General features: G+C 56.5%; 27 protein-coding genes. 17 read left to right on the forward strand and 10 right to left on the reverse strand.

Features of this window, described 5'->3' with window-relative positions:
• The first annotated feature begins 356 nt into the window (after positions 1–356).
• The gene (locus QZ766_RS22770) at positions 357–1,655 is read left to right on the forward strand and encodes an MFS family transporter (RefSeq protein WP_297207688.1); all 1,299 of its coding nucleotides are present in this window, start codon (positions 357–359) and stop codon (positions 1,653–1,655) included.
• Here QZ766_RS22770 and QZ766_RS22775 read toward each other — a convergent pair whose 3' ends face one another.
• From QZ766_RS22775 to trxC, 5 genes are all read right to left on the reverse strand, one after another.
• Entirely contained in the window at positions 1,656–1,979 is a 324-nt protein-coding gene (locus tag QZ766_RS22775) for a YfiM family lipoprotein (RefSeq protein ID WP_297207691.1), read from the reverse strand.
• A 26-nt stretch (positions 1,980–2,005) separates the two neighbouring features.
• On the reverse strand, positions 2,006–3,361 hold the full coding sequence (gene pssA / locus QZ766_RS22780) for a CDP-diacylglycerol--serine O-phosphatidyltransferase (protein WP_297207790.1): 1,356 nt from the start codon (positions 3,359–3,361) through the stop codon (positions 2,006–2,008).
• A 116-nt stretch (positions 3,362–3,477) separates the two neighbouring features.
• A complete protein-coding gene (gene pat / locus QZ766_RS22785) occupies positions 3,478–6,120 on the reverse strand; it encodes a protein lysine acetyltransferase (protein ID WP_297207693.1) in 2,643 nt (880 codons plus the stop codon).
• Positions 6,121–6,171: 51 nt separating this feature from the next.
• Positions 6,172–6,852, reverse strand: coding sequence for a tRNA-uridine aminocarboxypropyltransferase (locus QZ766_RS22790; protein WP_297207694.1), 681 nt, complete (start codon positions 6,850–6,852; stop codon positions 6,172–6,174).
• 69 nt (positions 6,853–6,921) lie between these two features.
• Complete coding sequence (trxC, locus tag QZ766_RS22795; protein ID WP_297207697.1) at positions 6,922–7,347, reverse strand: thioredoxin TrxC; 426 nt, start codon at positions 7,345–7,347, stop codon at positions 6,922–6,924.
• A gap of 207 nt (positions 7,348–7,554) precedes the next feature.
• On the opposite strand from trxC, the gene QZ766_RS22800 reads away from it, so the two are divergent.
• Complete coding sequence (locus QZ766_RS22800; RefSeq protein WP_297207700.1) at positions 7,555–8,607, forward strand: tRNA/rRNA methyltransferase; 1,053 nt, start codon at positions 7,555–7,557, stop codon at positions 8,605–8,607.
• A gap of 45 nt (positions 8,608–8,652) precedes the next feature.
• On the opposite strand, the gene ung is transcribed toward QZ766_RS22800, so the two are convergent.
• Entirely contained in the window at positions 8,653–9,342 is a 690-nt protein-coding gene (ung, locus tag QZ766_RS22805; protein WP_297207793.1) for a uracil-DNA glycosylase, read from the reverse strand.
• Positions 9,343–9,652: 310 nt separating this feature from the next.
• Here ung and grcA point away from each other — a divergent pair, with 310 nt between their 5' ends.
• Positions 9,653–10,036 carry an autonomous glycyl radical cofactor GrcA gene (grcA, locus tag QZ766_RS22810; RefSeq protein ID WP_297207702.1) on the forward strand — a complete coding sequence of 128 codons (384 nt, stop codon included), beginning with the start codon at positions 9,653–9,655 and terminating at the stop codon, positions 10,034–10,036.
• A gap of 49 nt (positions 10,037–10,085) precedes the next feature.
• Here the strand turns inward: grcA and srmB are convergent, their stop codons facing one another.
• Positions 10,086–11,426: an ATP-dependent RNA helicase SrmB gene (gene srmB, locus QZ766_RS22815; RefSeq protein WP_297207705.1), complete on the reverse strand. Its 1,341-nt coding sequence runs from the start codon at positions 11,424–11,426 to the stop codon at positions 10,086–10,088.
• A gap of 129 nt (positions 11,427–11,555) precedes the next feature.
• Here srmB and QZ766_RS22820 point away from each other — a divergent pair, with 129 nt between their 5' ends.
• Positions 11,556–12,293, forward strand: coding sequence for a tRNA1(Val) (adenine(37)-N6)-methyltransferase (locus QZ766_RS22820; RefSeq protein ID WP_297207708.1), 738 nt, complete (start codon positions 11,556–11,558; stop codon positions 12,291–12,293).
• On the opposite strand, the gene nadB is transcribed toward QZ766_RS22820, so the two are convergent.
• Entirely contained in the window at positions 12,278–13,897 is a 1,620-nt protein-coding gene (gene nadB, locus QZ766_RS22825) for an L-aspartate oxidase (RefSeq protein WP_297207711.1), read from the reverse strand. The genes QZ766_RS22820 and nadB overlap by 16 nt on opposite strands.
• Positions 13,898–14,220: 323 nt before the next feature.
• On the opposite strand from nadB, the gene rseD reads away from it, so the two are divergent.
• From rseD to acpS, 12 genes are all read left to right on the forward strand, one after another.
• On the forward strand, positions 14,221–14,301 hold the full coding sequence (gene rseD / locus QZ766_RS23130; protein WP_366509467.1) for a rpoE leader peptide RseD: 81 nt from the start codon (positions 14,221–14,223) through the stop codon (positions 14,299–14,301).
• Positions 14,298–14,873, forward strand: a complete 576-nt coding sequence (gene rpoE, locus QZ766_RS22830; protein WP_297207712.1) for an RNA polymerase sigma factor RpoE — start codon at positions 14,298–14,300, stop codon at positions 14,871–14,873. The genes rseD and rpoE overlap by 4 nt, the downstream gene beginning before the upstream one ends.
• 31 nt (positions 14,874–14,904) lie before the next feature.
• Positions 14,905–15,558 (forward strand): anti-sigma-E factor RseA, encoded by a 654-nt coding sequence (rseA, locus tag QZ766_RS22835; RefSeq protein ID WP_297207714.1) that lies wholly within the window; start codon positions 14,905–14,907, stop codon positions 15,556–15,558.
• Positions 15,558–16,511 (forward strand): sigma-E factor regulatory protein RseB, encoded by a 954-nt coding sequence (gene rseB / locus QZ766_RS22840; protein ID WP_297207716.1) that lies wholly within the window; start codon positions 15,558–15,560, stop codon positions 16,509–16,511. Before rseA ends, rseB begins: the two co-directional genes overlap by 1 nt.
• Positions 16,508–16,987, forward strand: a complete 480-nt coding sequence (gene rseC, locus QZ766_RS22845; protein WP_297207718.1) for a SoxR-reducing system protein RseC — start codon at positions 16,508–16,510, stop codon at positions 16,985–16,987. The genes rseB and rseC overlap by 4 nt, the downstream gene beginning before the upstream one ends.
• A 176-nt stretch (positions 16,988–17,163) precedes the next feature.
• The gene (lepA, locus tag QZ766_RS22850) at positions 17,164–18,963 is read left to right on the forward strand and encodes a translation elongation factor 4 (RefSeq protein ID WP_297207720.1); all 1,800 of its coding nucleotides are present in this window, start codon (positions 17,164–17,166) and stop codon (positions 18,961–18,963) included.
• Between the two features lie 16 nt (positions 18,964–18,979).
• Entirely contained in the window at positions 18,980–19,954 is a 975-nt protein-coding gene (gene lepB / locus QZ766_RS22855) for a signal peptidase I (RefSeq protein WP_297207722.1), read from the forward strand.
• Positions 19,955–20,177: 223 nt separating this feature from the next.
• Positions 20,178–20,858, forward strand: a complete 681-nt coding sequence (gene rnc / locus QZ766_RS22860) for a ribonuclease III (protein ID WP_297207725.1) — start codon at positions 20,178–20,180, stop codon at positions 20,856–20,858.
• Positions 20,855–21,760, forward strand: a complete 906-nt coding sequence (era, locus tag QZ766_RS22865; RefSeq protein ID WP_297207729.1) for a GTPase Era — start codon at positions 20,855–20,857, stop codon at positions 21,758–21,760. Before rnc ends, era begins: the two co-directional genes overlap by 4 nt.
• Positions 21,761–21,889: 129 nt before the next feature.
• On the forward strand, positions 21,890–22,615 hold the full coding sequence (gene recO / locus QZ766_RS22870) for a DNA repair protein RecO (protein WP_297207731.1): 726 nt from the start codon (positions 21,890–21,892) through the stop codon (positions 22,613–22,615).
• A gap of 26 nt (positions 22,616–22,641) precedes the next feature.
• Positions 22,642–23,373 (forward strand): pyridoxine 5'-phosphate synthase, encoded by a 732-nt coding sequence (gene pdxJ / locus QZ766_RS22875; RefSeq protein WP_297207732.1) that lies wholly within the window; start codon positions 22,642–22,644, stop codon positions 23,371–23,373.
• Positions 23,373–23,753, forward strand: coding sequence for a holo-ACP synthase (gene acpS / locus QZ766_RS22880; RefSeq protein WP_297207734.1), 381 nt, complete (start codon positions 23,373–23,375; stop codon positions 23,751–23,753). Before pdxJ ends, acpS begins: the two co-directional genes overlap by 1 nt.
• On the opposite strand, the gene QZ766_RS22885 is transcribed toward acpS, so the two are convergent.
• On the reverse strand, positions 23,750–24,010 hold the full coding sequence (locus QZ766_RS22885; RefSeq protein WP_297207736.1) for a YfhL family 4Fe-4S dicluster ferredoxin: 261 nt from the start codon (positions 24,008–24,010) through the stop codon (positions 23,750–23,752). The two genes, acpS and QZ766_RS22885, sit on opposite strands and share 4 nt — an antisense overlap.
• Before the next feature lie 176 nt (positions 24,011–24,186).
• Positions 24,187–25,035 (reverse strand): MurR/RpiR family transcriptional regulator, encoded by an 849-nt coding sequence (locus tag QZ766_RS22890; protein WP_297207738.1) that lies wholly within the window; start codon positions 25,033–25,035, stop codon positions 24,187–24,189.
• Positions 25,036–25,280: 245 nt separating this feature from the next.
• Between QZ766_RS22890 and yfhb the strand changes: the two genes are divergently transcribed.
• Entirely contained in the window at positions 25,281–25,916 is a 636-nt protein-coding gene (yfhb, locus tag QZ766_RS22895) for a phosphatidylglycerophosphatase C (RefSeq protein WP_297207740.1), read from the forward strand.
• Positions 25,917–25,953: the final 37 nt, after the last annotated feature.

A 25,953-nucleotide genomic window follows, 5' to 3' on the forward strand; every position in this document is an offset into this window, starting at 1 on the left:
AAACGCCGTAGCGCCGATGGTAGTGTGGGGCCTCCCCATGCGAGAGTAGGGAACTGCCAGGCATCAAATAAAGCAGAAGGCTCAGTCGAAAGACTGAGCCTTTTTGCGTTTACCAACAACCTGTCCATCGTGTTATCCAAAAGTATTCCTCCCACATCGCTAAACTACCCTCCACTGCACATCAGGCTATGAAATTCATCTACGCTCATTCCCAGCTTTCTAAGTTCACTGAATTTGCGAGATCTATCACAAATCGATTGTTAACAATTATGTAACATGATATTTACTTTTGTTTGCTGCTACCTGACGTTATACGCGCGCAGACAGTTCATGTTACAAGCTGGAGCGATTATTAAATGACAGAAAATACGCTAACTTCCCGTGGATCTACGACGGGAAGCGATACTCGTCGTCGCGTGTGGGCCATCGTTGGGGCATCCTCGGGCAACCTGGTCGAATGGTTCGATTTTTACGTTTACTCCTTTTGCTCGCTCTATTTCGCACATATTTTCTTTCCTTCCGGCAATACCACAACGCAGCTGCTGCAAACCGCCGGCGTTTTCGCTGCCGGATTTTTGATGCGTCCGATTGGCGGCTGGATATTCGGCCGTATCGCCGACAGGCACGGGCGCAAAACCTCTATGCTGATCTCCGTCTGCATGATGTGCTTTGGTTCACTGGTGATTGCCTGTTTACCCGGCTATGAAACCATTGGCACCTGGGCACCCGCGCTGCTGCTGCTGGCACGTCTTTTTCAGGGACTTTCGGTCGGCGGTGAGTACGGCACCAGCGCCACTTATATGAGTGAAGTGGCGATTGAGGGACGCAAAGGATTCTTTGCATCTTTTCAGTACGTCACCCTGATCGGCGGCCAGCTGATGGCGGTGCTGATAGTCGTCATCCTGCAGCAGGTAATGAGCCATGAAGATTTACGCGCCTGGGGATGGCGCATTCCGTTTGCGCTGGGTGCTGCACTGGCGCTTGTTGCTTTGTGGCTGCGCCGCCAGCTTGATGAAACCTCGAAGGAAGAGACGCGTAACCTGAAAGAGGCGGGCTCACTGAAAGGGCTGTGGCGAAATAAGAAAGCATTCATTATGGTGCTGGGCTTTACCGCAGGAGGCTCGCTGGTTTTCTATACCTTTACCACCTACATGCAAAAGTACCTGGTCAATACCACCGGCATGACGGCAGGTAAGGCCAGCATAGTGATGACCGCGGCGCTGTTTGTTTATATGCTGGTGCAGCCGCTGTTTGGTGCGCTGTCCGACAAAATAGGCCGGCGAAACTCGATGCTCTGCTTTGGCGGGCTGGCGACTATTTTCACCGTGCCCATTCTTACCGCGCTACAGCACGTTAGTTCCCCGTACGCCGCCTTTGCCCTGGTGATGTGCGCGCTGCTGATCGCCAGCTTTTACACCTCAATCAGCGGGATCATCAAAGCGGAGATGTTCCCGGCTCAGGTAAGGGCGTTGGGTGTCGGTCTCTCCTATGCCGTGGCAAATGCGTTATTTGGTGGGTCGGCAGAGTACGTGGCGCTGTCCTTCAAGTCTGCAGGAGCAGAGAGTGCATTTTTCTGGTACGTCACGGTGATGAGCGCGCTGGCATTTCTGGTATCGCTGATGCTGCACGGGAAGGGAAAAGGACTGAGGCTATAGCTACTGCTGGGCCAGCTGCCAAAGGGAGTAACCGGCGGCAGCGCCGGCGACATCCCAGGTGAAGTCTTTCCAGCTCCAGCCGGTTCCGGCAGGCCGGCTGTCCCAGAGTTCTTTTCCGGCGCCGAGGCTTATGGAAAACATCAGACCATAAGCCCCGCTGCGATCGCGGCTGATGCCCTGATGCTGCGCATATTCGTTACCGGCGGCGGCAAGCATCGCTGAAGCAATAAAGTGTTGTGCCTTATCCTGACCGCTCCAGCTATCCTTAGCCATATGGCTACAGCCCGTCAGCATGACTGAGAAAAGTATTATCGCTCCGCGCATCACTTACTCTCCATCATATCGACAGATCAGAGGATGCGACTGATCAGTCTGTCAATGCGGATCCGCCGCAGGCGGCGAATCAGCTTGCGCACTTTGACCGGATAATCAGCAATACTTTGCAAATCGCGATAGTGCTTCACTACAGAGGTGTGCTTGCGAATGAGCTCTAGCTCTTTATCGCGCTTAGCAGACAGCTGATGCAGCGGATCGTGGATAAGCACGGCGTTTTCAAGATCCAAACGCCATGCGCGCGGATTGAGGTTATTGCCGGTCAACAGCATCCACTCATCGTCAACCCACATACCTTTAAGATGATAGCTATTATCTTCATCTTTCCACAGGCGCACGATCAGCTGATCGTTATTTACGTAATACTGCAGGCGGCTGAGAAAGCGGCGAAGATTAATTTCGTAAAGGTAAGGCAGCGCGCCGATAATTTTGAAGGGCTGATCTTCAGGAATATAGAAATCGTTCGCGGTTTTGTCGCCGACGATAATCTCAACCTGCTTCCCCTGGCGCAGAAGATGAATAATATTGCGCACCAGCACGGCCGGGAGGTTGAAGTAGGGCGTGCAGATAACCAGCTTCTGCTCGGCGCACGGCATAAGATGAAAAATAGTCTTATTAAGCTGGCTGGATTTGCCTAAGCCAACCAGCGGCGTGACAGAAAGCTGGTCGTTATCCGCCTCGCCCTGAAACTCGTAACCGGTATCGCGCAGCTCCTGGCGATAGAGGCGAATATCGTTTTTGATTTCCGGACTCTTCGGACGCTCATCGCTATCAAGGCGGTTCACGCCGCGGCCCTGAACCAGATTACTGTCAACCCAGTCGAACATAATATCGGCCATTCGCGCATTGCGAATAAACTGATAACGGTCGTAGCGATATTTATCGTGCTGATGTAAATAGACATCATTGATGCTCGCGCCGCTGTAGAGCACGGCATCATCAATAATAAAACCTTTGAAATGCAGAACGCCCAGCGCTTCCCGGGTATTAATAGGAACGCCGTAGACGGGAACGTCCACACCGGCATTCTCGGCGGCAGTTCGGCAGTACCAGTCTGCATTTGTATTGGACGCCGCGGCACCAATGCGGCCGCGCTGGGCACGGTGCCAGTCCACCAGAATGCGCACGTCTAATTCAGGACGGTTGCGTTTGGCATCGTAAATGGCCTGCAATACGCTTTTGCCGGCATCGTCCTGCTCGAGATAAAGGGCAACGATGCAAATACGCCGCGTTGCGCTGGCGATTTTTGCCAGCAGCGTTTCCCGAAAATCGGCAGGAGAATAAAAGAACTCGACATCATCAACTGACTGAGAAAGCTTAGGTAGTTGAGCAAGGTGTTGTTGATGCTTGTTACGCTTGAATTTTGACAACATCACAGTGCAATCTTCTCTGATTAATCAAGGGTCCTCTGGTCGGTACAGACGACAGAAGCGTGCAATAATACCATTACTGCCGGTTAAAGTGGTCACATTTCCGGTAACTCTCAGGCTCATAGCCTCAGCGTTAAACCTGCAATACCGTCCTCAAGCTGAATATCTACCTCAAAGCCAAGCTTGCGCGCCAGCGCTATCATGCCGCGATTATTAGGCATCGTAATACCATTAAGCCGCTGTAAGCCGTGACCGCGGGTATAGCTGATGAGCTTTTCAAGCAGACGCCCGCCGAGGCCAAGCCCTTTCAAGTCGGAGCGAACCAGCACGGCGAATTCGGCGTCAATATTATCGGGATCGGAAATGGCGCGGCTCACCCCGAGGATCTCACTGCTCTGCTCAGTGGTGTGCACCGCCACAAAGGCCATTTCGCGATCGTAGTCTATCTGAGTCATGTTCGCTAAATCATCGTGGGTAAATTCGTTGATTTCGCTGAAGTATCGGTAGTAAAGATCCTCTTTGGTCACCCGGGCAATAAACTGCTGCAGCAGCGGTTCATCCTCCGGCAGAATTGGCCGGAAAAGGCAGCGTTCGCCGTTCTTCATGGTGACCCACTCTTCAAACTGATGGGGATAGGGGCGCACCGCCAGCCGGTCTTCGCTATTGCCGGTAAAAGGGGCGATATCCAGCGTTACATCAAGAGCGGTAAACTCACCGTTTGACACCAGCAGAGGGTGAATATCCAGTCGCTGGATCTCGGGACAGTCAACGATCAGATTTGAGACTTTCACCAGCAGCTGGCTCAGACCAATAATATCCAGCGGAAGAAGCGCGCTGCGCCCGCGGATCTTGCGGGTCTTGATCGCCTGGATGACCAGATAGCGGGCCAGGTTCATATTCAATGGCGGCAGCGCGACCGCCGCGCGATCCTCTATGCGCCACTCCACGCCGCCTTCACCCAGCACGATCAGCGGACCAAACAAAGGATCGTGTTCCACCATCACGCGCAGCTCCTGTGCACCGGCGCGGTTGGCCATGCTCTGTACCAGCAGGCCATGGATACGGGCCTGGGGCCACGTCATTTTTACGCGATCGAAAATGGCATTAGCGGCCTGTTCCACTTCTGCCGGCGTGCGCAGATACAGCATCACGCCCTGCACTTCCGACTTATGGGGAATGTCCGGCGAGCGGAGCTTGAGCGCAACCGGATAGCCAATCTGCCCGGCGATGTGCACCGCCTCCGCGCTGTCCGCCGCTATCCACGTTGGAAGCGTTTGGATCCCGTAGGCCTGCAATATTGGCTGAACTTCATGGGTATCGAGCCTGCTGGCGCCTTCCTCAATGGCCTGCAGCAGCAGGGCATGGGCCTGAGCCGTATCGGCGCTGAAGGCATCTGACAGCACTGGCGTTTCCCGCAGCTGCTTCTGATTGCGGCGATACTCGACCATATGCATAAAGGCGGTTATTGCACCTTCCGGCGTGCGGTAGGTGGGGATCCCGGCATCACTGAACAGGCGGCGGGCTTCCTGGGAAGAGAATTCTCCGCACCAGTTCGTCAGCACCGTAACATATTTGCCGCGCGGGTGTTCGGCCAGGACCTGAATCAGCGCCTGCGCGCTTTCCGTACCCGGCGCGGCGGCGCTTGGGGCGTGGATCACCAACAGCGCGTCATAGTCGCGGCTGTCGAGCAGCACCCGCAGCGCCTGCTGATAGTGTTGGCTGCTGGCGTCGTCGCGCAAATCAAGAGGATTGGAGGCCTGAACGCCATCCGGAAGCGTTGTTGTTAGCGCCGCCAGCGTCTCCTCGCTCAGGCTCGCCAGTTTGCCGTTGCGTAGCCAGAGTGCATCGAGAGCCAGTGCCGCCGGGGCAGCGCCATTGCTAACGATCATGATTTTCTCACCCCGTAGCGGACGCATATGGCTCAGTGTTTCGACAGCAGAAAACAGCTCGTGTGTATCCTGCACACGCAGCAGGCCGGCGCGCTGAATCGCCGCATCCCACGCCGGATCCATTCCGGCATTAACGTGCAGCAGGCGCTGCGCCTCCGGGCTGCGGCCGCTTTTGATAACCAATATTGGCTTATTGCGCGAAGCGCTGCGTGCGGCAGAAACGAAGCGGCGCGCGTCGCTCAGATGCTCAAGATAAAGCAGGATTGCGCTGGTTTTGCTGTCGCGGGCCAGGAAATCGAGCAGATCGTCTATATCAATATCCAGGCTGTCACCGAGGGCGATGAAGTAAGAAAAGCCCATCTCACGCTGCTGCGCCCAGTCGAGAATAGTATTCGACACTGCCGCCGATTGAGAAATAAAGGCCAGCTTGCCGGGGTGTATAGGTACCGGCGAAAAGCTGGCGTTCAGGCCCTGCCAGGGTGCAAGCAGCCCAAGGCTATTGGGCCCGAGCAGGCGCATCTGATAGCGGGCAGCGCAGGCTTTTAGCTCAGCGGCCTGCTCTGGCGGTGAGGAGAGGATAATGCAGGTTTTACAGCCTTTTTCACCCAGCGCCTCAAGTAGTGCCAGGTTGCGTTTAGCGTGGGTGCAAATTACTGCCAGCTCAGGGGCGAAGGGCAGGCTGGCGACATCGGGCCAGGCGAGGACGCCGAGCACGGCCTTTCTGCCGGGTGTCACCGGCAGTACCGGGCCGCTAAAGCCGCCGGCTAGCAGGTTACGCATCATCAAATAGCCTGCGCGCTGGGGTTTCATGGACGCGCCTATCACGGCGATCGATTTTGGTCTCAGTAACGCTTCCAGTCCTCGCTGGCTCATCGCAGTCTCCCTGGTTACCTGCTGCTGATGATTTTAAACGCAATTTGCCAATTACGCTGTGACGCTTCCCTTATGATGCGGTTTTCCTGCCAGATAGCGGGTGCGAAAAAGCTGGAAGTGGTCGCTCAGCGCGGAGGCGGCCTGGGTATCCCGGGCTAGATCCAGCAGGGCAATAGCCACTTCCGCCGTGCAGTATTGTCCTTCAGCGTGCGCTTCGCGCAGACCGTAGGCAGAAACCCGGGCGAGATCGACGGAGATAACCGGCAGCGCGTCCAGCCAGGGGCTCTTGCGAAACATCTTGCGGGCCTCGGTCCAGGTACCGTCCAGCATGATAAACAGCGGCGGTTTTCCCGCCGGCGGTGCCGCAAGTACTGTTCGCGTCTCGCCGGCGTAGGAGGCCGGAAACACCACGACCGGCTGGTAGTCAGGATGACGTACCAGATCGAGCAGCGCCTGCGGCGGCTCGGTGCGCGACCACTGAAAAGCGTCTGTGTCAGGCAGGATATCGGCGATCAACCGTCCGGTATTGCTGGGCTTCATGGGTTCAGTATCAAACATGACCAGGCAAAAGCGGCAGCGGGCATGGGATGGCGCGAGCGTATCACACAGGCACTGTTTCAGCGGAAGCAGGCAGCGCTGACAGCGCCGAATGCGGTTGCCGCGGGCCAGAAAAGGGCGGGTAGAGCGTGCCAGGCGCTCGGCGCGCAGGCGAAGGACGGCGTTATCAGTCATAAAGGCTATGCAGGAAAAAACGCCATTGTCGCAGAGGGGAAAGGCGCACACAAGGCGCCCCCCGGGAGATTAGCCCTGCATGGCCTCGTTAAGCCAGCTTTCGAAAGGTGCTTTAGGCACCGCACCGTTAAGCATGTCAACCACCTCACCTTTATGAAAAATCATAATGGTGGGGATGCTGCGGATGCGATAGCGCGCGCTGAGCTCGCGTTCTGCCTCGGTATTCACTTTGACAAAACGCATCTGGCTGCTGCGCTCTTCCGCCACATCCTCAAACACCGGCGCGAAGTTGCGGCATGGGCCGCACCAGGGGGCCCAAAAGTCGACCACCACCGGCAGGTCGTCCTTCAGAATTTTATCCAGCGTCTCATCGGTTGCATTGATAACGTCGCCGTCAAACAGATCGTGACCGCAGCGGCCACACTTTGCTGCTTCAAGCGGGCGATCGTCGGGAATGCGATTAAGCGCCTTACAGCTGGCACAAACGGTATTCATAGCTAACCTCTGGGTTACAGGTTTACATCGTGACCAGACAGGTTTCGATGTTTCAATAATGTTACTTATTATCGTTGTGATTGTTTTAAACGACAAAATGATTTATTCGATGAATGCAATAGTCGCGGACTTTGGAACGAAGTCATGGCGAAGCGGCACTACATCGGGTAATCTTCGCGCTTCGCGCAGCGCAGGTGGAGATAAATAATGAGCGACGAACTGAAGAATAAAAGCGGCAAGGTCAAAGTGATGTATGTCCGCAGTGATGATGACTCGGATAAACGCACGCACAACCCACGCACCGGTAAAGGTGGTGGACGCAGCGGAGCATCCCGCCCCGAAGCCGGACGTCGACCTTCACGTGATGGAAAAACCCACGATCGCGGCCCGCGGGATCGCGATGATCGGCCGCGTGAAACTTCCCCGTGGCGCACCGTTTCGCGCGCGCCGGGTGAAGAGGCTGCTGATAAGCCAGATCACGGCGGTATCAGCGGCAAAAGTTTTGTCGATCCGGAGGTTATTCGCCGCCAGCGCGCGGAAGAAACCCGCGTTTACGGCGAAAATGCCTGTCAGGCGCTATTTATGAGCCGCCCTGACTGCATCGTTCGCGCCTGGTTTATCCAGAGCGTCACTCCGCGCTTTAAAGAGGCGCTGCGCTGGATGGCGGCAAACCGCAAAGCCTATCACGTCGTGGACGACGCTGAGCTGACTAAAGCCTCCGGTACCGAACACCACGGCGGCGTGTGTTTCCTGATCAAAAAGCGTAACGGCACCAGCGTGCAGCAGTGGGTTCGCGAAGCGGCGGAAGAAGACTGCGTGCTGGCGCTGGAAGACGTTGGCAATCCGCATAACCTCGGCGCGATTATGCGTAGCTGCGCGCACTTCGGCGTGAAGGGCGTTATCGTTCAGGATGCCGCAGTAATGGAATCCGGCGCGGCTATCCGCACCGCAGAAGGCGGTGCCGAGCACGTTCAGCCGATCACCGGCGACAGCGTTATTGATGCACTTGAGCAGTTCCGCCGTGCGGGCTACGCGATTGTGACGACCTCCAGCCACAAAGGCACGCCGCTGTATAAAGCCGAACTGCCGAAGAAAATGGTGCTGGTGCTGGGTCAGGAGCGCGATGGCCTTTCAGATGCCGCGCTGGACAGCGCCGATCTGAGTGTAGCGATTGAAGGCACCGGCAACGTTGAGAGCCTGAACGTCTCTGTTGCTACCGGCGTGCTGCTTGCCGAATGGTGGCGCCAGAATAAAGCCTGATTTTGCAGGAACAGAAAACAATGCCAGCCTCGCGCTGGCATTTTTTTACTCGCTTTCTGCTGGCAGCACCGGCATCCAGTCGATGGGTGATTCGCCGCGCTGCGCCAGCCAGTCGTTGGCCTGCACAAAATGATTGCTGCCAAAAAATCCCCGGTGCGCCGATAGCGGGGACGGATGCGGCGCTTTCAGAATGCGATGGCGCCGGGGATCAATAATTGCCCCTTTCTTCTGCGCGTGCGCGCCCCACAACATAAAGACCACGCCTTCCCGATGCTCGTTAATCAGGGCAATCACCTTGTCTGTAAACGTCTCCCAACCGAGGCTGGCATGCGAGTGCGCCTGGCCGGCGCGCACGGTTAAAACCGTATTGAGCAGCAGAACTCCCTGGCGCGCCCAGCTTTCCAGATAGCCGTGCGTCGGACGGGTAAAGCCCGGGATCGTGGCTTCAAGTTCTTTATACATATTCAGCAGCGAAGGTGGGATAGCGATACCCGGGCGCACTGAAAAAGAGAGCCCGTGTGCCTGGCCCGGGCCGTGATAAGGATCCTGACCGAGGATGACAACTTTAACGTCGCTCAGCTCCGTATAGCGAAAGGCGTTGAAAACATCCTTTTGCGGCGGGTAAATGGTGGTGCCGGACTGGCGCTCGGCGGCCACCGTCTGCAGGGTATTGATAAAGTAGGGCTGCTCTTTTTCTGTGGCCAGCACCGTATGCCAGGTTAATGCCGTCATGATTTTCCTCTCCTGCACAATTTATCCGGCTAGCTTAACCACTTCTCGGCCTATAATAAAATTTTGCGGGATAAAGTGATGTTCGTTTCCAGGAAAAGTTTAATAATTACAACGATCTTTGCCATAAGTCATCCTGCTAATTTGATCTAAAACAAAAGTCATCCTGTATAACCACGGAGCACACGTGGTTTTTATTGATTTTAGTCAATGTTCCCGGGGTGTTCGACTGATATATATACACTCATACAACAATGGTTTTACCAATTGGCCAGAGTCCGGCCAGTGAAAATGAATGAGCCTTGGGAGGCATCAAATGATTACAGGTATCCAGATTACTAAAGCTGCTAACGACGATCTTCTGAACTCTTTCTGGCTGCTGGACAGCGAAAAGGGCGAAGCACGTTGTCTGGCTGCTAAAGGCGGTTTTACAGAAGATCAGGTGGTAAGCGTCAATAAACTGGGTGAAATCGAATACCGTGAAGTACCGGTAGACGTTCAGCCGGAAGTGCGTGTAGAAGGCGGTCAGCACCTTAACGTTAACGTTCTGCGCCGCGAAACGCTGGAAGATGCGGTTAAGCATCCGGAAAAATACCCGCAGCTGACTATTCGCGTTTCCGGCTACGCCGTGCGCTTTAACTCCCTGACGCCGGAACAGCAGCGCGATGTTATCGCTCGTACCTTTACCGAAAGCCTGTAATTTTCAGGCGCGGTAAATAAAAACGCCGGGACGTGAGTCCCGGCGTTTTTTATTCTTTATCCGTTGTTTGCTCAACGGCTGCGGCTGCGGCATTCGGCTTGCGACGCTTGCCAATGTTTTTGGTATCGCGATGGCGCTTTTTAACCCGCGGCTTCTCTTTGTCTTTCTCTTTTTTCTTTTCGTCGCGTTTTGCCTGCACCTTTTTCGACGGCTTGCCGTTCAGCTTCTCGCTTGGCGGGCGAGTGGTTGGGCGCAGCTCGTCAATCACGCGCGGTTTAAGCGGCTCGTCAATGTAGCGCCCGATTTTTCCCAGCAGCAGATGATCGTGGGCTTCAACCAGCGAGATCGCGGTACCCTTGCGCCCGGCGCGGCCGGTACGGCCGATACGGTGCAGATACGTGTCACCGCTGAGAGGCATGTCAAAGTTGAACACGTGGCTGACGTCAGGAATATCGATCCCGCGCGCGGCAACGTCAGTCGCGACCAGCACGTTGACGCGACCGTCGGTCAGGCGCTTAATCGCTTCGTTACGTTTGATCTGCACCATCTCACCTTCGAGATAGCAGTTGCTGATGTTCTGCTCGCGCAGCCAGGCGGCCAGCTCGTGCACGCGCTCGCGCTTGCGCACGAAAACGATGGCACGGGTAACATCTTCCTGCTGCAGCAGATGCATCAGCAGGGCAGTTTTATGCTTCAAATCATCTGCGCGGTAGTACCACTGGTGAATTTTCTTCCGCTCGCGGGTTGACGGCGTTGCGGAGACTTCAACCGGCTCTTCCAGCAGGCGCTCGGCGAAGTCTTTAATAGCGTCACCTTCCAGCGTGGCGGAGAACAGCAGCGTCTGCTTGCGCCAGCGGGTTTCTGCGGCAATAGTTTCAATATCCTGGGCAAAGCCCATATCCAGCATGCGATCCGCTTCATCCAGAATAAGCGTTTCGACCGCGCGGCAATCGAAGTTCTCTTCTTTAATGTACTGCAGCAGGCGGCCGGTGGTGGCCACTACAATATCCTGGTTTTCGCTGAACACTTCCGCGTGGTTCATGTACGCCACGCCGCCGGTGATGGTGGCGATATCAAGATGGGTATTTTTCGCCAGTTCGCGGGCGTGGTCGGCAACCTGCATTGCCAGCTCGCGGGTTGGCGTTACGATAAGAATACGCGGAGGGCCCGATTTTTTACGCGGAAAATCCAGCAGATGCTGCAACGCCGGCAGCAAATATGCCGCCGTTTTACCGGTGCCTGTCGGCGCTGAACCGAGAACATCACGGCCTTCCAGCGCAGGCGGAATGGCAGCGGCCTGAATGGCGGTTGGGCGTGTGAAGCCTTTTTCCTGGAGTGCGTCCAGAAGGCTATCGTCGAGTTCAAGTTCGGAAAAAGTCGTTACAGTCATCGTCTACCTCAGTGTGGGGCGCTGATTATAGACGTTATGGCCGCAATCTTCATCTGTTTGTATGGCTATCTGTTCTCGGGTATTGTGCTTAGCCCCTCATCACGGGGATATTTCAGGAACGTATAAAGAATGAGTCAGCCTAAATCCGCGCTGCGCCGCAATGGATTTACTTTTAAGCAATTTTTTGTCGCCCACGATCGCTGTGCGATGAAAGTCAGTACTGATGGGATCTTATTGGGCGCGTGGGCACCGGTTGCCGGCGTCAGGCGGGTATTGGACATCGGTACCGGCAGCGGCCTGCTGGCGCTAATGCTGGCCCAGCGTACGCCGCAGAGCGTGAAGATTGATGCCGTAGAGCTCGATAGCCAGGCTGCGGAACAGGCGCGTGAAAACGCCGCTGAGTCGCCGTGGGCGGCGCGTGTTGAAGTCCACCACGCGGATATTCTTTCCTGGCTACAGGCCGAGAATGGCCGCTACGAGCTTATCGTCTGTAACCCGCCTTACTATGAACAGGGTGTCGCGTGCGCAACGCCGGAGCGCGAGCAGGCCCGCTATACCACCACGCTCGATCATCAGAACCTGCTGCGCTGCGCGGTCAATGCCGTCACCGAAGAGGGTTTTTTCTGCGTCGTGCTGCCTGAAAGTATCAGCAGCGCCTTTACCGAACAGGCGCTGTCAATGGGATGGCATTTGCGCCTGCGCACCGACGTGGCGGAAACGGATCTTCGACTGCCGCACCGCGTGCTGCTGGCGTTCTCTCCCCGGGCGGGCGAGTGCTTCTCCGACCGACTGGTGCTTCGTGGGCCGGATCAGCACTACTCTGAAGGCTACACGGCGCTTACCCAGGCTTTTTATCTGTTTATGTGAGCCAGCGGCGACAGGATGGACGGTGCGCTATTTTCCTGTAGATCCGGATAATCGAGCGTGTAATGCAGGCCGCGACTCTCTTTGCGCATCATCGCGCAGCGCACAATCAGTTCGGCAACCTGAACCAGGTTACGCAACTCCAGCAGGTTGTTGGATACCCGAAAGCGGGAATAGTACTCATCCAGTTCCTGCTGCAGCACAGTGATGCGCCGCAGCGCCCGCTCAAGGCGTTTGGTCGTGCGTACTATGCCGACATAATCCCACATAAACAGCCGCAACTCGTGCCAGTTATGCTGAATAACGACCCGCTCGTCGGCGTCTTCAACCCGGCTTTCGTCCCAGGCGGGCAGGGTGTTAGCCTGGCGAACAAACGGCAGCCGCTTCTGGATATCCTCCGCCGCAGACCAGCCGTACACCAGACACTCCAGCAGCGAGTTTGACGCCATGCGATTGGCACCGTGCAGGCCGGTATAGCTGACCTCGCCGACGGCATAGAGACCATCTACGTCGGTACGCCCGTCGCTATCGACCATTACCCCGCCGCAGGTATAGTGCGCGGCCGGCACGACCGGCACGGGATCTTTCGTCAGATCGATACCGAGCCCCAGTAGTTTTTCATAAATCATCGGAAAGTGCTGGCGAACAAACTCCTCGGGCTTGTGGCTGATGTCCAGATACATACAGTCGACGCCGAGCCGCTTCATTTCGTGATCGATGGCGCGGGCGACCACATCGCGGGGGGCCAGCTCGGCGCGCTCGTCAAAATCCGGCATAAAACGCGTGCCGTCGGGGCGCTTGAGCCACGCGCCTTCGCCGCGCAGGGCTTCGGTTAGCAGGAAGTTACGCGCCTGCGGATGAAACAGGGCGGTGGGATGAAACTGGTTAAACTCCAGATTGGCAACCCGGCAGCCGGCGCGCCACGCCATTGCGATGCCGTCCCCGGAGGAGATATCCGGGTTGGTGGTGTATTGGTAAACCTTCGACGCGCCGCCGGTGGCCAGAACCACAGACCCTGCGGCGCAGGTTTCAACCTGCTCTTTATTGCGGTTCCACAGCCACGCGCCGACCACTCTTCGCGTGCCGGGCAGGCCGATTTTGTCCGAAATAATCAAATCTACGGCATTACTGCGCTCGAAGATTTGAATATTGGGATGATTGACGGCCTTGCTGACCAGCGTGGTTTCCACCTCTTTGCCGGTTGCATCCGCCGCGTGCAGGATCCGCCGGTGGCTGTGTCCGCCTTCGCGGGTCAGGTGGTAGCCCGACTCGCCGTTAGGCTGGATCTCGGTATCGAACAGCACGCCCTGATCGATAAGCCACTGTACGCATCGGCGGGCATTGCTGGCTACGAAGGAGACGGCCTGCCGCTCGCAGAGCCCTGCACCCGCGATAAGCGTATCCTCAATGTGCGATTCAATACTGTCTGTCTCATCAAATACGGCTGCAATCCCGCCCTGGGCGTAGAATGTCGAGCCTTCACTCACCGGCCCTTTACTGAGAACTATGACGGAGCTGTGTTCCGCCAGCCGCAGCGCCAGCGACAGACCCGCGGCCCCACTGCCAATAATAAGAACGTCGCAAGTGTAGTCAGGTTTGGTTTGCATAATGTGTTTAATGCGCTAAACAAGGTGTTCGGAGATTAGCACCGGTTAGCTGTTTTTTGCACGATTTTTTTCTTTTTGGTTGTGTCGACTAAACACTGCGGCCGTGGCTCCAGGTAGGGCTGTCATAAATAGTTACCCTCAGATTTTATGATGAAAAAAAAGCTGTGGTACGGTACTCTGCTGGCTGATTTCAGACGTTTATTTTCGATATGACGCTGCATAAAGGACGGGTGGACTTATAATGAGTGATAATGATCAGTCTGCCGTAATGAACTAAAAGCAAAGGCGTAACTGAACTTTACAGCGACGACGCACTCAAACAGGTGCTTGCTCAGGGTGCAGTATTGGAATGGCGTTCTGATTACGCATGGGAATTAGGTTTGAGGAGACATTACCTCGGATGAGCGAGCAGTTAACGGATCAGGTCCTTGTCGAGCGGGTCCAAAAGGGAGACCAGAAAGCCTTCAATCTGCTGGTGGTGCGCTATCAGCATAAAGTGGCGAGCCTGGTTTCCCGCTATGTCCCATCGGGCGACGTGCCTGATGTGGTTCAAGAGTCTTTTATAAAGGCCTATCGGGCGCTGGATTCCTTCCGGGGAGACAGTGCTTTCTATACCTGGCTGTACCGCATCGCGGTGAATACAGCAAAGAATTACCTGGTTGCTCAGGGAAGACGCCCGCCATCAAGCGATGTTGACGCAAGCGAAGCTGAAAATTACGAAAGTGGCGGTGCGCTGAAAGAAATTTCGAACCCTGAGAACTTAATGTTGTCAGAAGAACTGAGACAAATAGTGTTCCGTACTATTGAGTCGCTCCCTGAGGATTTACGTATGGCAATTACGTTGCGGGAGTTGGATGGCCTGAGCTATGAAGAGATAGCCGTCATTATGGATTGTCCGGTCGGTACGGTACGTTCACGCATTTTTCGGGCGCGTGAAGCTATTGATAATAAAGTTCAACCGCTTATCAGGCGTTGACGATAGCGGAATACTGAAAAGGTATTTAGGCATGCAGAAAGAAAAACTTTCCGCCTTAATGGATGGTGAAATGCTGGATAACGAGCTGTTCAATGAACTGGCTCACTCTCCAGAATTGCAAAAAACGTGGCAGAGCTATCACCTCATTCGCGACACGATGCGCGGCGAAACCGCGCAGATGGCGCAGTTTGATATCTCCGCCAGTGTAATGGCCGCCATTGAGAATGAACCTGTACGTCAGGCGACGCCTCTTATCCCTGAATCTCAGCCAGCCCCGCACCAGTGGCAGAAGATGTCTTTCTGGCAAAAAATGCGCCCGTGGGCAGGCTCCCTGACCCAGATGGGTGTGGCCGCGTGCGTTTCTCTTGCAGTTATCGTCGGCGTTCAGCAGTACAACGGACGCGGTGAAGCCTCATCCCAGCCTGAAGCGCCGGTATTCAATACGATGCCGATGCTGGGTAAAGCCAGCCCGGTCAGCCTGGGCGTGCCTGCAGACGCCAATGCCGGAACCGGCCAGCAGGCGCAGGTTCAGGAGCAGCGTCGCCGTATCAACGCCATGCTACAGGACTATGAGCTGCAGCGTCGCCTGCACTCGGAACAGCTGCAGTTTGAGCAGTCTCAGACGCAGCAAGCTGCGGTGCAGTCCGTACCGGGTTATCAAACGTTAGGAACGCAATCGCAGTAATGAAGCAACTTTGGTGTGCTATGTCACTTGTGGCTGGTAGCCTGTTCTTCTCTGTTAACGCCTCGGCTGATGCATCGTCCGGGGCGTTATTGCAGGAGATGAATCTGGCCAGTCAGTCCCTCAATTATGAGCTGTCATTTGTTAGCATTAACAAGCAGGGCGTTGAATCACTGCGCTATCGTCACGTTCGGCTAAAGAGCCAGGCGCTGGCGCAGCTCCTGCAGCTTGACGGTCCGCGCCGCGAAGTTGTCCAGCGCGGGAATGAAATCAGCTATTTTGAACCTGGCCTCGATCCGTTCACCCTGAACGGTGACTACATCGTCGACTCTTTGCCCTCACTGGTTTATACCGATTTCAAACGGCTTGCGCCTTACTATGATTTCATCTCAGTAGGCCGCACGCGCATTGCCGATCGCCTGTGCGAAGTGATTCGCGTCGTGGCGAGGGACGGCACGCGCTTTAGTTATATCGTCTGGATGGATACGGAAACCAAGCTGCCGATGCGGGTGGATTTGCTGGACCGCGATGGCGAAACGCTCGAACAGTTTCGCGTGATAGCATTCAGCGTCGGTGACGAAGTCAGCAGCAGCATGGAGAGCCTGTCCAAAGCCAGTCTGCCGCCGCTGCTCTCCGTACCCGCCGGCGATAACATCAAATTCAACTGGTCGCCAGAGTGGGTGCCGCAGGGGTTTGTGGAAGTTGCAGGCAGCCGCCGCACGCTGCCCACTATCGAAACGCCTGTAGAGTCGCGCCTCTACTCTGATGGGCTATTTAGCTTTTCGGTTAACGTCAATCGCGCGAATGCCAACAGCGGAGAGCAGCTGATCCGCACCGGACGCCGCACGGTTAGCACCACCGTTCGCGATAATGCAGAAATCACTATTGTCGGCGAGCTGCCGCCGCAAACGGCGAAGCGCATCGCCGACAGTATTCAGTTCAGAGGCGCGCAATGATTAAAGAGTGGGCAACGGTAGTTTCCTGGCATAACGGCCAGGCACTGGTAAGCTGCGATGTAAAATCCTCCTGCAGCAGCTGCTCATCGCGAGCCGGCTGCGGCAGCCGGGTTCTCAACAAGCTCGGGCCGCAGACCGAACATACCATTCGCGTTCCCAGTGCCGAGCCGCTGAGCGTCGGTCAGAAAGTCGAGCTGGGTATCAGCGAAGGCAGCCTGCTCACTTCCGCTATGCTGGTATATATGACGCCGCTGCTGGGATTATTCGTTATTGCTGCGCTGTTTCAGATTTTGTTCAGCAGCGATCTGGCCGCCTTTGCCGGTGGCGTGCTGGGCGGCGTCGGCGGTTTCCTGATTGCCCGCGGTTTCTCCCCGCGCCTGGCCTCCCGCGAAGGCTGGCAGCCGATTATTCTGAGCGTTGGCCTGCCGCCCAATCTCCTGCGCGTAGAGACCACCTCTTCTGACGCCAGCCAGTAGCCTTTATCTTTGCTTACATCTGTCTTGCGATCTGCATTCTGTTAACCGCTATCCTTGCCGGAAGAGCATTTCCTGGCAACCGGGTTGTAGTGTAGAATGCGGCGTTTTCGAACGCTTAATCGTCAGGCGCAGACCCGCAGCCTCCAGGAATTCGTAAGGCATAACTAACGCTAACTATGAAGAATATACGTAACTTTTCCATCATTGCTCACATTGACCACGGTAAGTCGACCCTTTCGGACCGTATTATCCAGATTTGCGGTGGCCTTACCGAGCGTGAAATGGCGGCTCAGGTGCTTGACTCCATGGATCTGGAGCGCGAGCGCGGCATTACCATTAAAGCGCAAAGCGTAACCCTGGATTACAAAGCCTCAGACGGTGAAACCTACCAGCTGAACTTCATCGACACGCCCGGCCACGTTGACTTCTCTTACGAAGTCTCCCGCTCCCTCGCCGCCTGCGAAGGCGCGCTGCTGGTTGTTGATGCCGGGCAGGGCGTTGAAGCGCAGACCCTGGCGAACTGCTATACCGCGCTGGAAATGGATCTGGAAGTAGTGCCGGTACTCAACAAGATTGACCTGCCGGCCGCGGATCCCGAGCGTGTAGCAGAAGAAATTGAAGACATTGTCGGTATCGATGCCACCGACGCGGTGCGCTGCTCCGCTAAAACAGGCGTTGGCGTACAGGACGTCCTGGAGCGCCTGGTGCGCGATATCCCGGCGCCGGAAGGCGATCCGAACGCACCGCTGCAGGCGCTGATTATCGACTCCTGGTTCGATAACTACCTTGGCGTGGTATCGCTGGTCCGTATTAAAAACGGCACCATGCGTAAAGGCGACAAAATTAAAGTGATCAGTACCGGCCAGGTCTACAATGCCGATCGTCTCGGCATCTTTACGCCAAAGCGGGTCGATCGCAACGAGCTGAACTGCGGCGAAGTGGGCTGGCTGGTCTGCGCTATCAAAGATATCCTCGGCGCGCCGGTAGGCGATACCCTGACCACGGCCCGCAACCCGGCAGACAAAGCGCTGCCCGGTTTTAAAAAGGTAAAACCGCAGGTTTACGCCGGCCTGTTCCCGGTAAGCTCTGATGATTACGAAAGCTTCCGCGACGCACTCGGCAAGCTGAGCCTTAACGATGCTTCCCTGTTCTACGAGCCGGAAAGCTCTACCGCGCTGGGCTTTGGCTTCCGCTGCGGCTTCCTCGGCCTGCTGCACATGGAGATCATCCAGGAGCGCCTTGAGCGTGAATACGATCTGGATCTGATCACCACCGCGCCAACAGTAGTCTACGAAGTGCAGACTACCAATAAAGAGATCGTCTACGTCGACAGCCCGTCCAAGCTGCCGCCGCTGAACAACATCGAAGAGCTGCGCGAGCCTATCGCCGAGTGCCACATGCTGCTTCCGCAGGAGTTTCTCGGCAACGTGATCACCCTGTGCATCGAGAAGCGCGGCGTACAGACCAATATGGTTTATCACGGCAATCAGGTGGCGCTGACCTATGAAATCCCCATGGCGGAAGTGGTGCTCGATTTCTTCGATCGCCTGAAATCCACCTCCCGCGGATACGCCTCGCTGGATTACAACTTCAAGCGTTTCCAGGCCTCCAACATGGTGCGCGTCGATGTACTGATTAACGGTGACCGCGTTGATGCCCTGGCGCTGATCACCCATAACGATAATGCCCCGTATCGCGGTCGCGAGCTGGTGGAGAAGATGAAAGAGCTTATTCCGCGCCAGCAGTTTGATATTGCGATCCAGGCGGCAATTGGCAACCACATCATTGCCCGCTCTACGGTTAAACAGCTGCGTAAGAACGTCCTGGCAAAATGCTACGGCGGCGACGTCAGCCGTAAGAAAAAGCTGCTGCAGAAACAGAAAGACGGTAAAAAGCGCATGAAGCAAGTCGGCAACGTAGAGCTGCCGCAGGAAGCGTTCCTTGCGATTCTGCACGTGGGTAAAGACGGTAAATAATTAATAAGGAGTTGGCATGGCAAACATGTTTGCCCTGGTCCTCGTTATCGCCACCCTGGTGACAGGAATTTTGTGGTGCGTGGACAAATTCGTATTTGCGCCGAAGCGCCGCGAGCGCCAGGCGGAGGCTCAGGCAGCTACGGGCGATGCGCTGGATAATAAAACCCTCAGCAAAGTGGGCCCCAAGCCTGGCTGGCTGGAAACCGGCGCATCGGTATTCCCGGTGCTGGCTATCGTGCTTATCGTTCGCTCGTTTATTTATGAGCCGTTTCAGATCCCGTCAGGTTCAATGATGCCGACGCTGCTGATTGGTGACTTTATTCTGGTGGAGAAATTCGCCTACGGAATCAAAGATCCTATCTACCAGAAAACGCTGATTGAAACCGGTCACCCGAAGCGCGGCGATATTGTGGTATTCAAATATCCGAAAGATCCGAGCCTCGACTACATCAAGCGCGCCGTGGGCCTGCCTGGTGACAAAGTAACGTATAATCCGGTTGCCAAAGAGGTGACGATTCAGCCGAACTGCCGCTCCGGCCAGGCCTGCGACAGCGCGCTGCCGGTGACGTATTCCAACGTTGAGCCGAGCGACTTCGTGCAGACCTTTGCCAGCCGCGACGGCGGTGAAGCCACCAGCGGTTTCTGGCAGCTGCCGCAGGGCGAAAGCAAAGAGAACGGCATTCGTCTCGACGGGCGTGAAGAAGCGCTGGGTGACGTCACCCACCATATTCTGACCGTGCCTATCGCACAGGACCAGCTGGGCGCCTATTATCAGCAGTCCGGTCAGCCTCTGGCGACCTGGATAGTGCCGCCGGGGCACTACTTTATGATGGGCGACAACCGCGATAACAGCGCCGACAGCCGCTACTGGGGCTTTGTGCCTGAAGCGAACCTGGTTGGCAAAGCGGTAGGCATTTGGATGAGCTTCGACAAGCAGGAAGGCGAATGGCCGACCGGCGTGCGCTTAAGCCGCATCGGTGGTATTCACTAATTCCCGCCGCCTCACGCGCTGCCATTGTTATGATGGCAGCGCGAATTATTTCCCAGATTAATTCCTTCAGACTAACGACATCCCCGGTCGTTGCGTATAGAATGTCCCCCCGAAGTTTCATACTGGTACCCCAAAGGGATCCACAGCACACGAAACCGCGTTGACTTTCGTTCAGGTCGGTTCCGTGTGCTGAATTTTTTACGCATTCATCTATTGGTAACGCATGAACCCCATCGTAATTAATCGGCTTCAACGGAAGCTGGGCTACACTTTTCAACATCAGGATCTGTTGCAGCAGGCATTAACGCACCGCAGCGCGAGCAGCAAGCACAACGAGCGTCTGGAATTTCTCGGCGACTCCATTCTTAGCTATGTGATTGCTAACGCTCTTTATCACCGCTTCCCGCGGGTCGATGAAGGCGACATGAGCCGCATGCGCGCCACGCTGGTGCGCGGCAATACGCTGGCCGAACTTGCCCGGGAATTTGAACTGGGCGAATGCCTGCGCCTCGGGCCGGGCGAGCTGAAAAGCGGCGGATTCCGTCGCGAATCGATCCTCGCGGACACCGTTGAGGCACTGATCGGCGGTATCTTCCTTGACAGCGACATTCAGACCGTCGAGCGAATGATCCTCAACTGGTATCAGACCCGGCTGGATGAAATCAGCCCGGGCGACAAGCAAAAAGATCCGAAAACGCGTTTGCAGGAATATTTACAGGGTCGCCACCTGCCGCTGCCTTCCTATCTGGTTGTGCAGGTGCGTGGCGAAGCCCACGATCAGGAATTTACTATCCACTGCCAGGTCAGCGGCCTGAGCGAACCGGTGGTCGGCACAGGTTCCAGCCGCCGCAAGGCGGAACAGGCTGCCGCCGAACAGGCGCTGATAAAACTGGAGCTGGAATGAGCGACGACAAAACCTACTGCGGATTTATTGCCATCGTTGGACGCCCCAACGTCGGCAAATCCACACTGCTGAATAATCTGCTCGGGCAGAAAATCTCGATTACCTCGCGTAAAGCGCAGACGACCCGCCACCGCATTGTCGGGATCCACACGGAAGGCGCCTACCAGGCGATTTACGTCGATACCCCCGGCCTGCACATGGAAGAGAAGCGTGCCATCAACCGCCTGATGAACAAAGCGGCCAGCAGCTCTATCGGCGACGTTGAGCTGGTGATTTTCGTTGTAGAAGGCACGCGCTGGACGGCGGACGACGAGATGGTGCTAAACAAACTGCGCGACGCCCGTGCGCCGGTTATTCTCGCCATTAACAAAGTGGATAACGTGCAGGAAAAAGCGGACCTGCTGCCGCACCTGCAGTTCCTCGGCAGCCAGATGAACTTCCTCGATATCGTGCCGATCTCTGCGGAAACCGGATTCAATGTCGATACCGTAGCCGGGATCGTCAGAAAGCACCTGCCGGAATCCATTCACCACTTCCCGGAAGATTACATTACCGACCGCTCTCAGCGCTTTATGGCCTCCGAGATCATCCGCGAAAAGCTGATGCGCTTTCTCGGCGCCGAGCTGCCGTACTCCGTGACGGTTGAGATCGAGCGTTTCCAGACCAACGAGCGCGGCGGCTACGATGTCAACGGCCTGATCCTCGTCGAGCGCGAAGGGCAGAAGAAGATGGTGATTGGCAACAAAGGCGCCAAAATCAAAACCATCGGCATTGAGGCCCGTAAGGACATGCAGGAGATGTTTGAAGCCCCTGTGCACCTTGAGCTGTGGGTTAAAGTCAAATCCGGCTGGGCCGACGACGAGCGCGCCCTGCGCAGTCTCGGTTATGTTGACGATCTCTGATATTTACTGCTTTTCCTGCCGCAGGCGCGCCCGTCGCGCCTGCTCTTCCTTGCCGCAGCGAGCCTGCCGCCCGGTAGCATCGAGCTTATTACCCTCCTGCCACAATAAACAGACAGAGACTTTACGCTAATGGACGGCTGGCAGCGCGCGTTTGTCCTGCACTCGCGTCCCTGGAGCGAGACCAGCCTGATGCTGGACGTCTTCACGGAAGAGTCGGGCCGCGTGCGGCTGGTGGCAAAAGGTGCGCGCTCCAAACGCTCGAACCTGAAAGGCGCGCTTCAGCCTTTTACGCCGCTGCTGGTGCGCTTTGGCGGGCGTGGTGAAGTGAAAACCCTGCGCAGCGCTGAAGCCGTCTCCCTGGCGCTGCCCCTGAGCGGCATCACGCTCTACAGCGGGCTGTACGTTAACGAGCTGCTCTCCCGGGTGCTGGAGAGCGAAACCCGCTTCTCCGAGCTGTTCTTCGATTACCTGCACTGCATTCAGGCGCTGGCCGGTGCCAGCGGCACGCCGGAACCGGCCCTGCGCCGCTTCGAGCTGGCGCTGCTGGCGCACCTCGGCTACGGCGTTGATTACCTGCACTGCGCGGGCAGCGGCGATCCGGTAGAGCCGGGCATGACCTACCGCTATCGGGAAGAGAAGGGCTTTATTGCCAGCCTGGTTATTGATAACAGCACGTTTACCGGGCACCATTTGCAGGCCCTCGCCAGCCGGGAGTTTCCTGATGCGGACACTCTGCGAGCGGCAAAGCGCTTTACCCGCATCGCGCTAAAGCCGTATCTTGGCGGCAAGCCGCTGAAGAGCAGGGAATTGTTCCGCCAGTTTGTGCCCAGGCGCGGCGGTGAAAAGAGTGAATAACCGAATATAAGATATCGAGGATTGTCATGGCTGAATTACTGTTAGGCGTCAACATCGACCATATCGCTACTTTGCGCAACGCCCGCGGCACTGCCTATCCGGATCCGGTACAGGCCGCTTTTATCGCCGAGCAGGCCGGCGCTGACGGCATCACCGTGCACCTGCGCGAGGACCGTCGGCACATCACCGATCGCGATGTGCGCATCCTGCGCCAGACCCTTGATACCCGCATGAACCTGGAAATGGCCGTCACCGAAGAGATGCTGGCTATTGCCTGTGAAACCAGGCCGCACTTCTGCTGCCTGGTGCCGGAAAAGCGTCAGGAAGTGACTACTGAAGGCGGGCTGGACGTTGCCGGACAGCGCGACAAAATGCGCGACGCCTGCAAAAAACTGGCCGATGCCGGCATTCTGGTCTCGCTGTTTATTGACGCAGACGATGAGCAAATTAAAGCGGCAGCCGAGGTGGGCGCGCCGTTCATTGAAATTCATACCGGCTGCTACGCCGATGCTGAAACTCCTGAGCAGCAGACCCGCGAGCTGGATCGTATCGCCCGCGCCGCTACCCTGGCGGTAAGCCTCGGGCTTAAAGTGAACGCCGGCCACGGCCTGACCTATCACAACGTCAAGCCGATTGCGGCCCTGCCTGAAATGCACGAGCTGAACATCGGCCATGCGATTATTGGCCGGGCGGTGATGAGCGGGCTCAAAGACGCGGTATCCGAGATGAAGCGCCTGATGCTGGAAGCGCGTCAGTAATGGCTATTCTGGGACTGGGTACCGATATTGTCGAAATCGCCAGAATCGAAGCCGCCGTGCAGCGCAGCGGCGATCGGCTGGCGCGTCGGGTGCTCAGCGACTACGAGTGGTCAATCTGGGAGGCGCACCAGCAGCAGGTGCGCTTTCTGGCCAAGCGCTTTGCGGTAAAAGAAGCCGCATCAAAGGCGCTGGGCACCGGCATTCGCAACGGGCTGGCCTTTGAGCAGTTCGAGGTTTACAACGACGAGCTGGGAAAACCGAAGCTGCGCCTGCTGGGCGAAGCGCAGAAGCTGGCTGACAGGCTCGGCGTCGCCGCTATCCACGTCACCCTTGCGGACGAACGCCACTACGCCTGCGCGACAGTCATTATCGAGAGTTAAATCTTATCCGCGTGGTGCAGCTGGACAAACTTGTCCCACAGCTGCTCTTCGCTTTCGCGATGTGCCGGGTCTTTAGTGATGGTATTGGGGATCGGGCACACCTTCTGGCAGGTAGGCGTATCGTAGTGGCCGATGCACTCGGTGCAGCGATCGCTGTCAATCTGGTAAATGCTCTCGCCCATTGAGATTGCTTCGTTCGGGCACTCGGGTTCGCACATATCGCAGTTGATGCAGCGCTTGGTGATAAGTAGTGACATGTTTCTGGTAACCGTAAAACGGGCGATCGCAGGATCTTCAATCAGCCGGTTGGGATAATATTTGCCGCCGCGCGAAAGGCGCCGCGGCGCGTTCTCTCCCTGCGCGAAGCGCGGCCGGCACTTTACCACACAATGGTGATACACCCAACAAGCGTCATGGTTTACCCCCTTTGCCTTCACACCAGCTTTTTCACCAGCGCCTCGCTGTGGCGGATCCTGTCCGGCGCGTGCTCCAGATCCTGCTGTACCAGCCCCATAAACAGTAAATCGGTCAGCATCATCTGCGCGCTGGTGGAGGAGATAGCCGCGCTGCGGGTGGCCTGCTCTTCGGCGATAGTGTACAGGCAGTGCCTCGCCCGCTGCTGCAGCGTATTAGGGGAAAAGCCGGTGATGGCCAGAATGCTGCCGCCCGCCCGCAGGGCCTCTTCCACCGCGAGGTTAATCTCCCGTCGCTCGCCGGAGTATGAGATAGCCAGCAGCAGATCGTCCGGCGACATCGCCTGCACGGTGGCGAGCAGGGCGTGCATATCCTGCTCGGAAACCGCGCTCAGGCCAATCTTGCGCAGCTTCCAGCCAAAATTCTGCGCCACCAGCCCGGAAGCGCCGATGCCGGTAATCACGATCCGCCGGGCGCGGCGCAGCATCGCCACGCTCTCCAGCAGCTTGTCTTCGGTATTGACGTCCAGCGAGGCGTGCATCGCCGCTACGTTATCCTTTATCAGCTTTTCCCCCACCAGCCGCAGCGGATCGTCGCCGAGGATCTGATTGTGGACCGGTACGGAGTGGGGATTAGGATTGCTGGCGAGCGCTTCGCTCAGGGCCAGCTTCAGCGCCGGAAATCCTTTAAACCCGAGCTTCTGGGCGAACTTCACCACGCTTGACTGGCTGACGCCGGCAAATTCTGCCAGCTGCTGGGAGCTTAAGTGGCGGGACTGGTCAGGCTGGGACAGAATAAAGTCGGCTAATTTTTTATCGCTCTGCGCCAGATTCGGATAGCGCTGGCGGATGTTAATCAAACAATTCATTAATTCTCCGAAATGCGTCATGTTCAGCGCTGTTGGAATATTTTATTCCAGTATAGGGGATTATTCCGCCCATCACGATTCTAATCGGACTATTCAGCAGGAATTTAACGAATTGATGATTACAATCAAATGGATACGATGTTAACAAAATCGTACCGAACTGGTTTTTCAGACGTTTTTGGAAATGAGAGGTTTAGCCTGTTAGGCTGGTCACCTGGAGTTCCGCCACTGCTAAGGAGAAGGATTTGGCAAACGATCCCCGCCGGGTTGTATTTTTTGACCTTGATGGCACCCTGCACCGGCAGGATATGTTCGGCAGCTTTATGCTTTACGCACTTCGCCGCCATCCGCTTAATATTCCGCTGGTGATTCTGCTGCTGCCGGTGTCCCTGATTGGTTTTCTGATCAAAGGCTGGGGGGCGCGCTGGCCGGTTAGCGTGCTGGTCTGGGGCGTGACGGTGGGGCACAGCGAGGCGCATCTGCGTACGCTGGAGGCGAAATTTGTCACCTGGTTCCGCAGCCGGGTCATGGCCTTTCCGCAGGTGCACGAGCAGCTTACCGGCTACCTGACCAGCGGCAGCGCCGATGTCTGGCTTATTACCGGGTCGCCAAAGCATCTGGTGGAGCTGGTCTATTATGATGCGCCCTGGCTTGGCCAGGTCAATCTGATTGGCAGCGCCGTCGAGCGCCGCTATGGGGGCTGGGTGCTGGCGCTACGCTGTTTTGGCCAGGAGAAGGTGAAGCAGCTCTCGGGCCGAATCGGCACGCCGCTGCAGCTGTACAGCGGCTACAGTGACAGCAGCCAGGACAATCCGCTGCTGCACTTTTGCGAACACCGCTGGCGCGTCACGCCGCAGGGATCGCTCCAGCAGCTGGAGTGACGTCCCGGGCGAAATAAGCAGGACGGGTTAGGGGGCG

Origin of the sequence: uncultured Pluralibacter sp., from assembly GCF_913775985.1 — a bacterium.
Lineage (GTDB): Bacteria > Pseudomonadota > Gammaproteobacteria > Enterobacterales > Enterobacteriaceae > Pluralibacter.

What these genes read in the sequence shown, in the direction of transcription:
- QZ766_RS22800 (WP_297207700.1), top strand. Translation starts at nt 7,555, where the DNA reads ATGAGCGACGAACTGAAGAATAAAAGCGGCAAGGTCAAAGTGATGTAT.
- srmB (WP_297207705.1), bottom strand. Translation starts at nt 11,426, where the DNA reads ATGACTGTAACGACTTTTTCCGAACTTGAACTCGACGATAGCCTTCTG.
- lepA (WP_297207720.1), top strand. Translation starts at nt 17,164, where the DNA reads ATGAAGAATATACGTAACTTTTCCATCATTGCTCACATTGACCACGGT.
- recO (WP_297207731.1), top strand. Translation starts at nt 21,890, where the DNA reads ATGGACGGCTGGCAGCGCGCGTTTGTCCTGCACTCGCGTCCCTGGAGC.
- QZ766_RS22790 (WP_297207694.1), bottom strand. Translation starts at nt 6,852, where the DNA reads ATGACTGATAACGCCGTCCTTCGCCTGCGCGCCGAGCGCCTGGCACGC.
- rseC (WP_297207718.1), top strand. Translation starts at nt 16,508, where the DNA reads ATGATTAAAGAGTGGGCAACGGTAGTTTCCTGGCATAACGGCCAGGCA.
- pssA (WP_297207790.1), bottom strand. Translation starts at nt 3,361, where the DNA reads ATGTTGTCAAAATTCAAGCGTAACAAGCATCAACAACACCTTGCTCAA.
- QZ766_RS22890 (WP_297207738.1), bottom strand. Translation starts at nt 25,035, where the DNA reads ATGAATTGTTTGATTAACATCCGCCAGCGCTATCCGAATCTGGCGCAG.
- pdxJ (WP_297207732.1), top strand. Translation starts at nt 22,642, where the DNA reads ATGGCTGAATTACTGTTAGGCGTCAACATCGACCATATCGCTACTTTG.
- rnc (WP_297207725.1), top strand. Translation starts at nt 20,178, where the DNA reads ATGAACCCCATCGTAATTAATCGGCTTCAACGGAAGCTGGGCTACACT.
- QZ766_RS22885 (WP_297207736.1), bottom strand. Translation starts at nt 24,010, where the DNA reads ATGTCACTACTTATCACCAAGCGCTGCATCAACTGCGATATGTGCGAA.
- grcA (WP_297207702.1), top strand. Translation starts at nt 9,653, where the DNA reads ATGATTACAGGTATCCAGATTACTAAAGCTGCTAACGACGATCTTCTG.
- pat (WP_297207693.1), bottom strand. Translation starts at nt 6,120, where the DNA reads ATGAGCCAGCGAGGACTGGAAGCGTTACTGAGACCAAAATCGATCGCC.
- trxC (WP_297207697.1), bottom strand. Translation starts at nt 7,347, where the DNA reads ATGAATACCGTTTGTGCCAGCTGTAAGGCGCTTAATCGCATTCCCGAC.
- QZ766_RS22820 (WP_297207708.1), top strand. Translation starts at nt 11,556, where the DNA reads ATGAGTCAGCCTAAATCCGCGCTGCGCCGCAATGGATTTACTTTTAAG.
- rseA (WP_297207714.1), top strand. Translation starts at nt 14,905, where the DNA reads ATGCAGAAAGAAAAACTTTCCGCCTTAATGGATGGTGAAATGCTGGAT.
- era (WP_297207729.1), top strand. Translation starts at nt 20,855, where the DNA reads ATGAGCGACGACAAAACCTACTGCGGATTTATTGCCATCGTTGGACGC.
- acpS (WP_297207734.1), top strand. Translation starts at nt 23,373, where the DNA reads ATGGCTATTCTGGGACTGGGTACCGATATTGTCGAAATCGCCAGAATC.
- lepB (WP_297207722.1), top strand. Translation starts at nt 18,980, where the DNA reads ATGGCAAACATGTTTGCCCTGGTCCTCGTTATCGCCACCCTGGTGACA.
- nadB (WP_297207711.1), bottom strand. Translation starts at nt 13,897, where the DNA reads ATGCAAACCAAACCTGACTACACTTGCGACGTTCTTATTATTGGCAGT.
- QZ766_RS22775 (WP_297207691.1), bottom strand. Translation starts at nt 1,979, where the DNA reads ATGCGCGGAGCGATAATACTTTTCTCAGTCATGCTGACGGGCTGTAGC.
- rpoE (WP_297207712.1), top strand. Translation starts at nt 14,298, where the DNA reads ATGAGCGAGCAGTTAACGGATCAGGTCCTTGTCGAGCGGGTCCAAAAG.
- QZ766_RS22770 (WP_297207688.1), top strand. Translation starts at nt 357, where the DNA reads ATGACAGAAAATACGCTAACTTCCCGTGGATCTACGACGGGAAGCGAT.
- rseB (WP_297207716.1), top strand. Translation starts at nt 15,558, where the DNA reads ATGAAGCAACTTTGGTGTGCTATGTCACTTGTGGCTGGTAGCCTGTTC.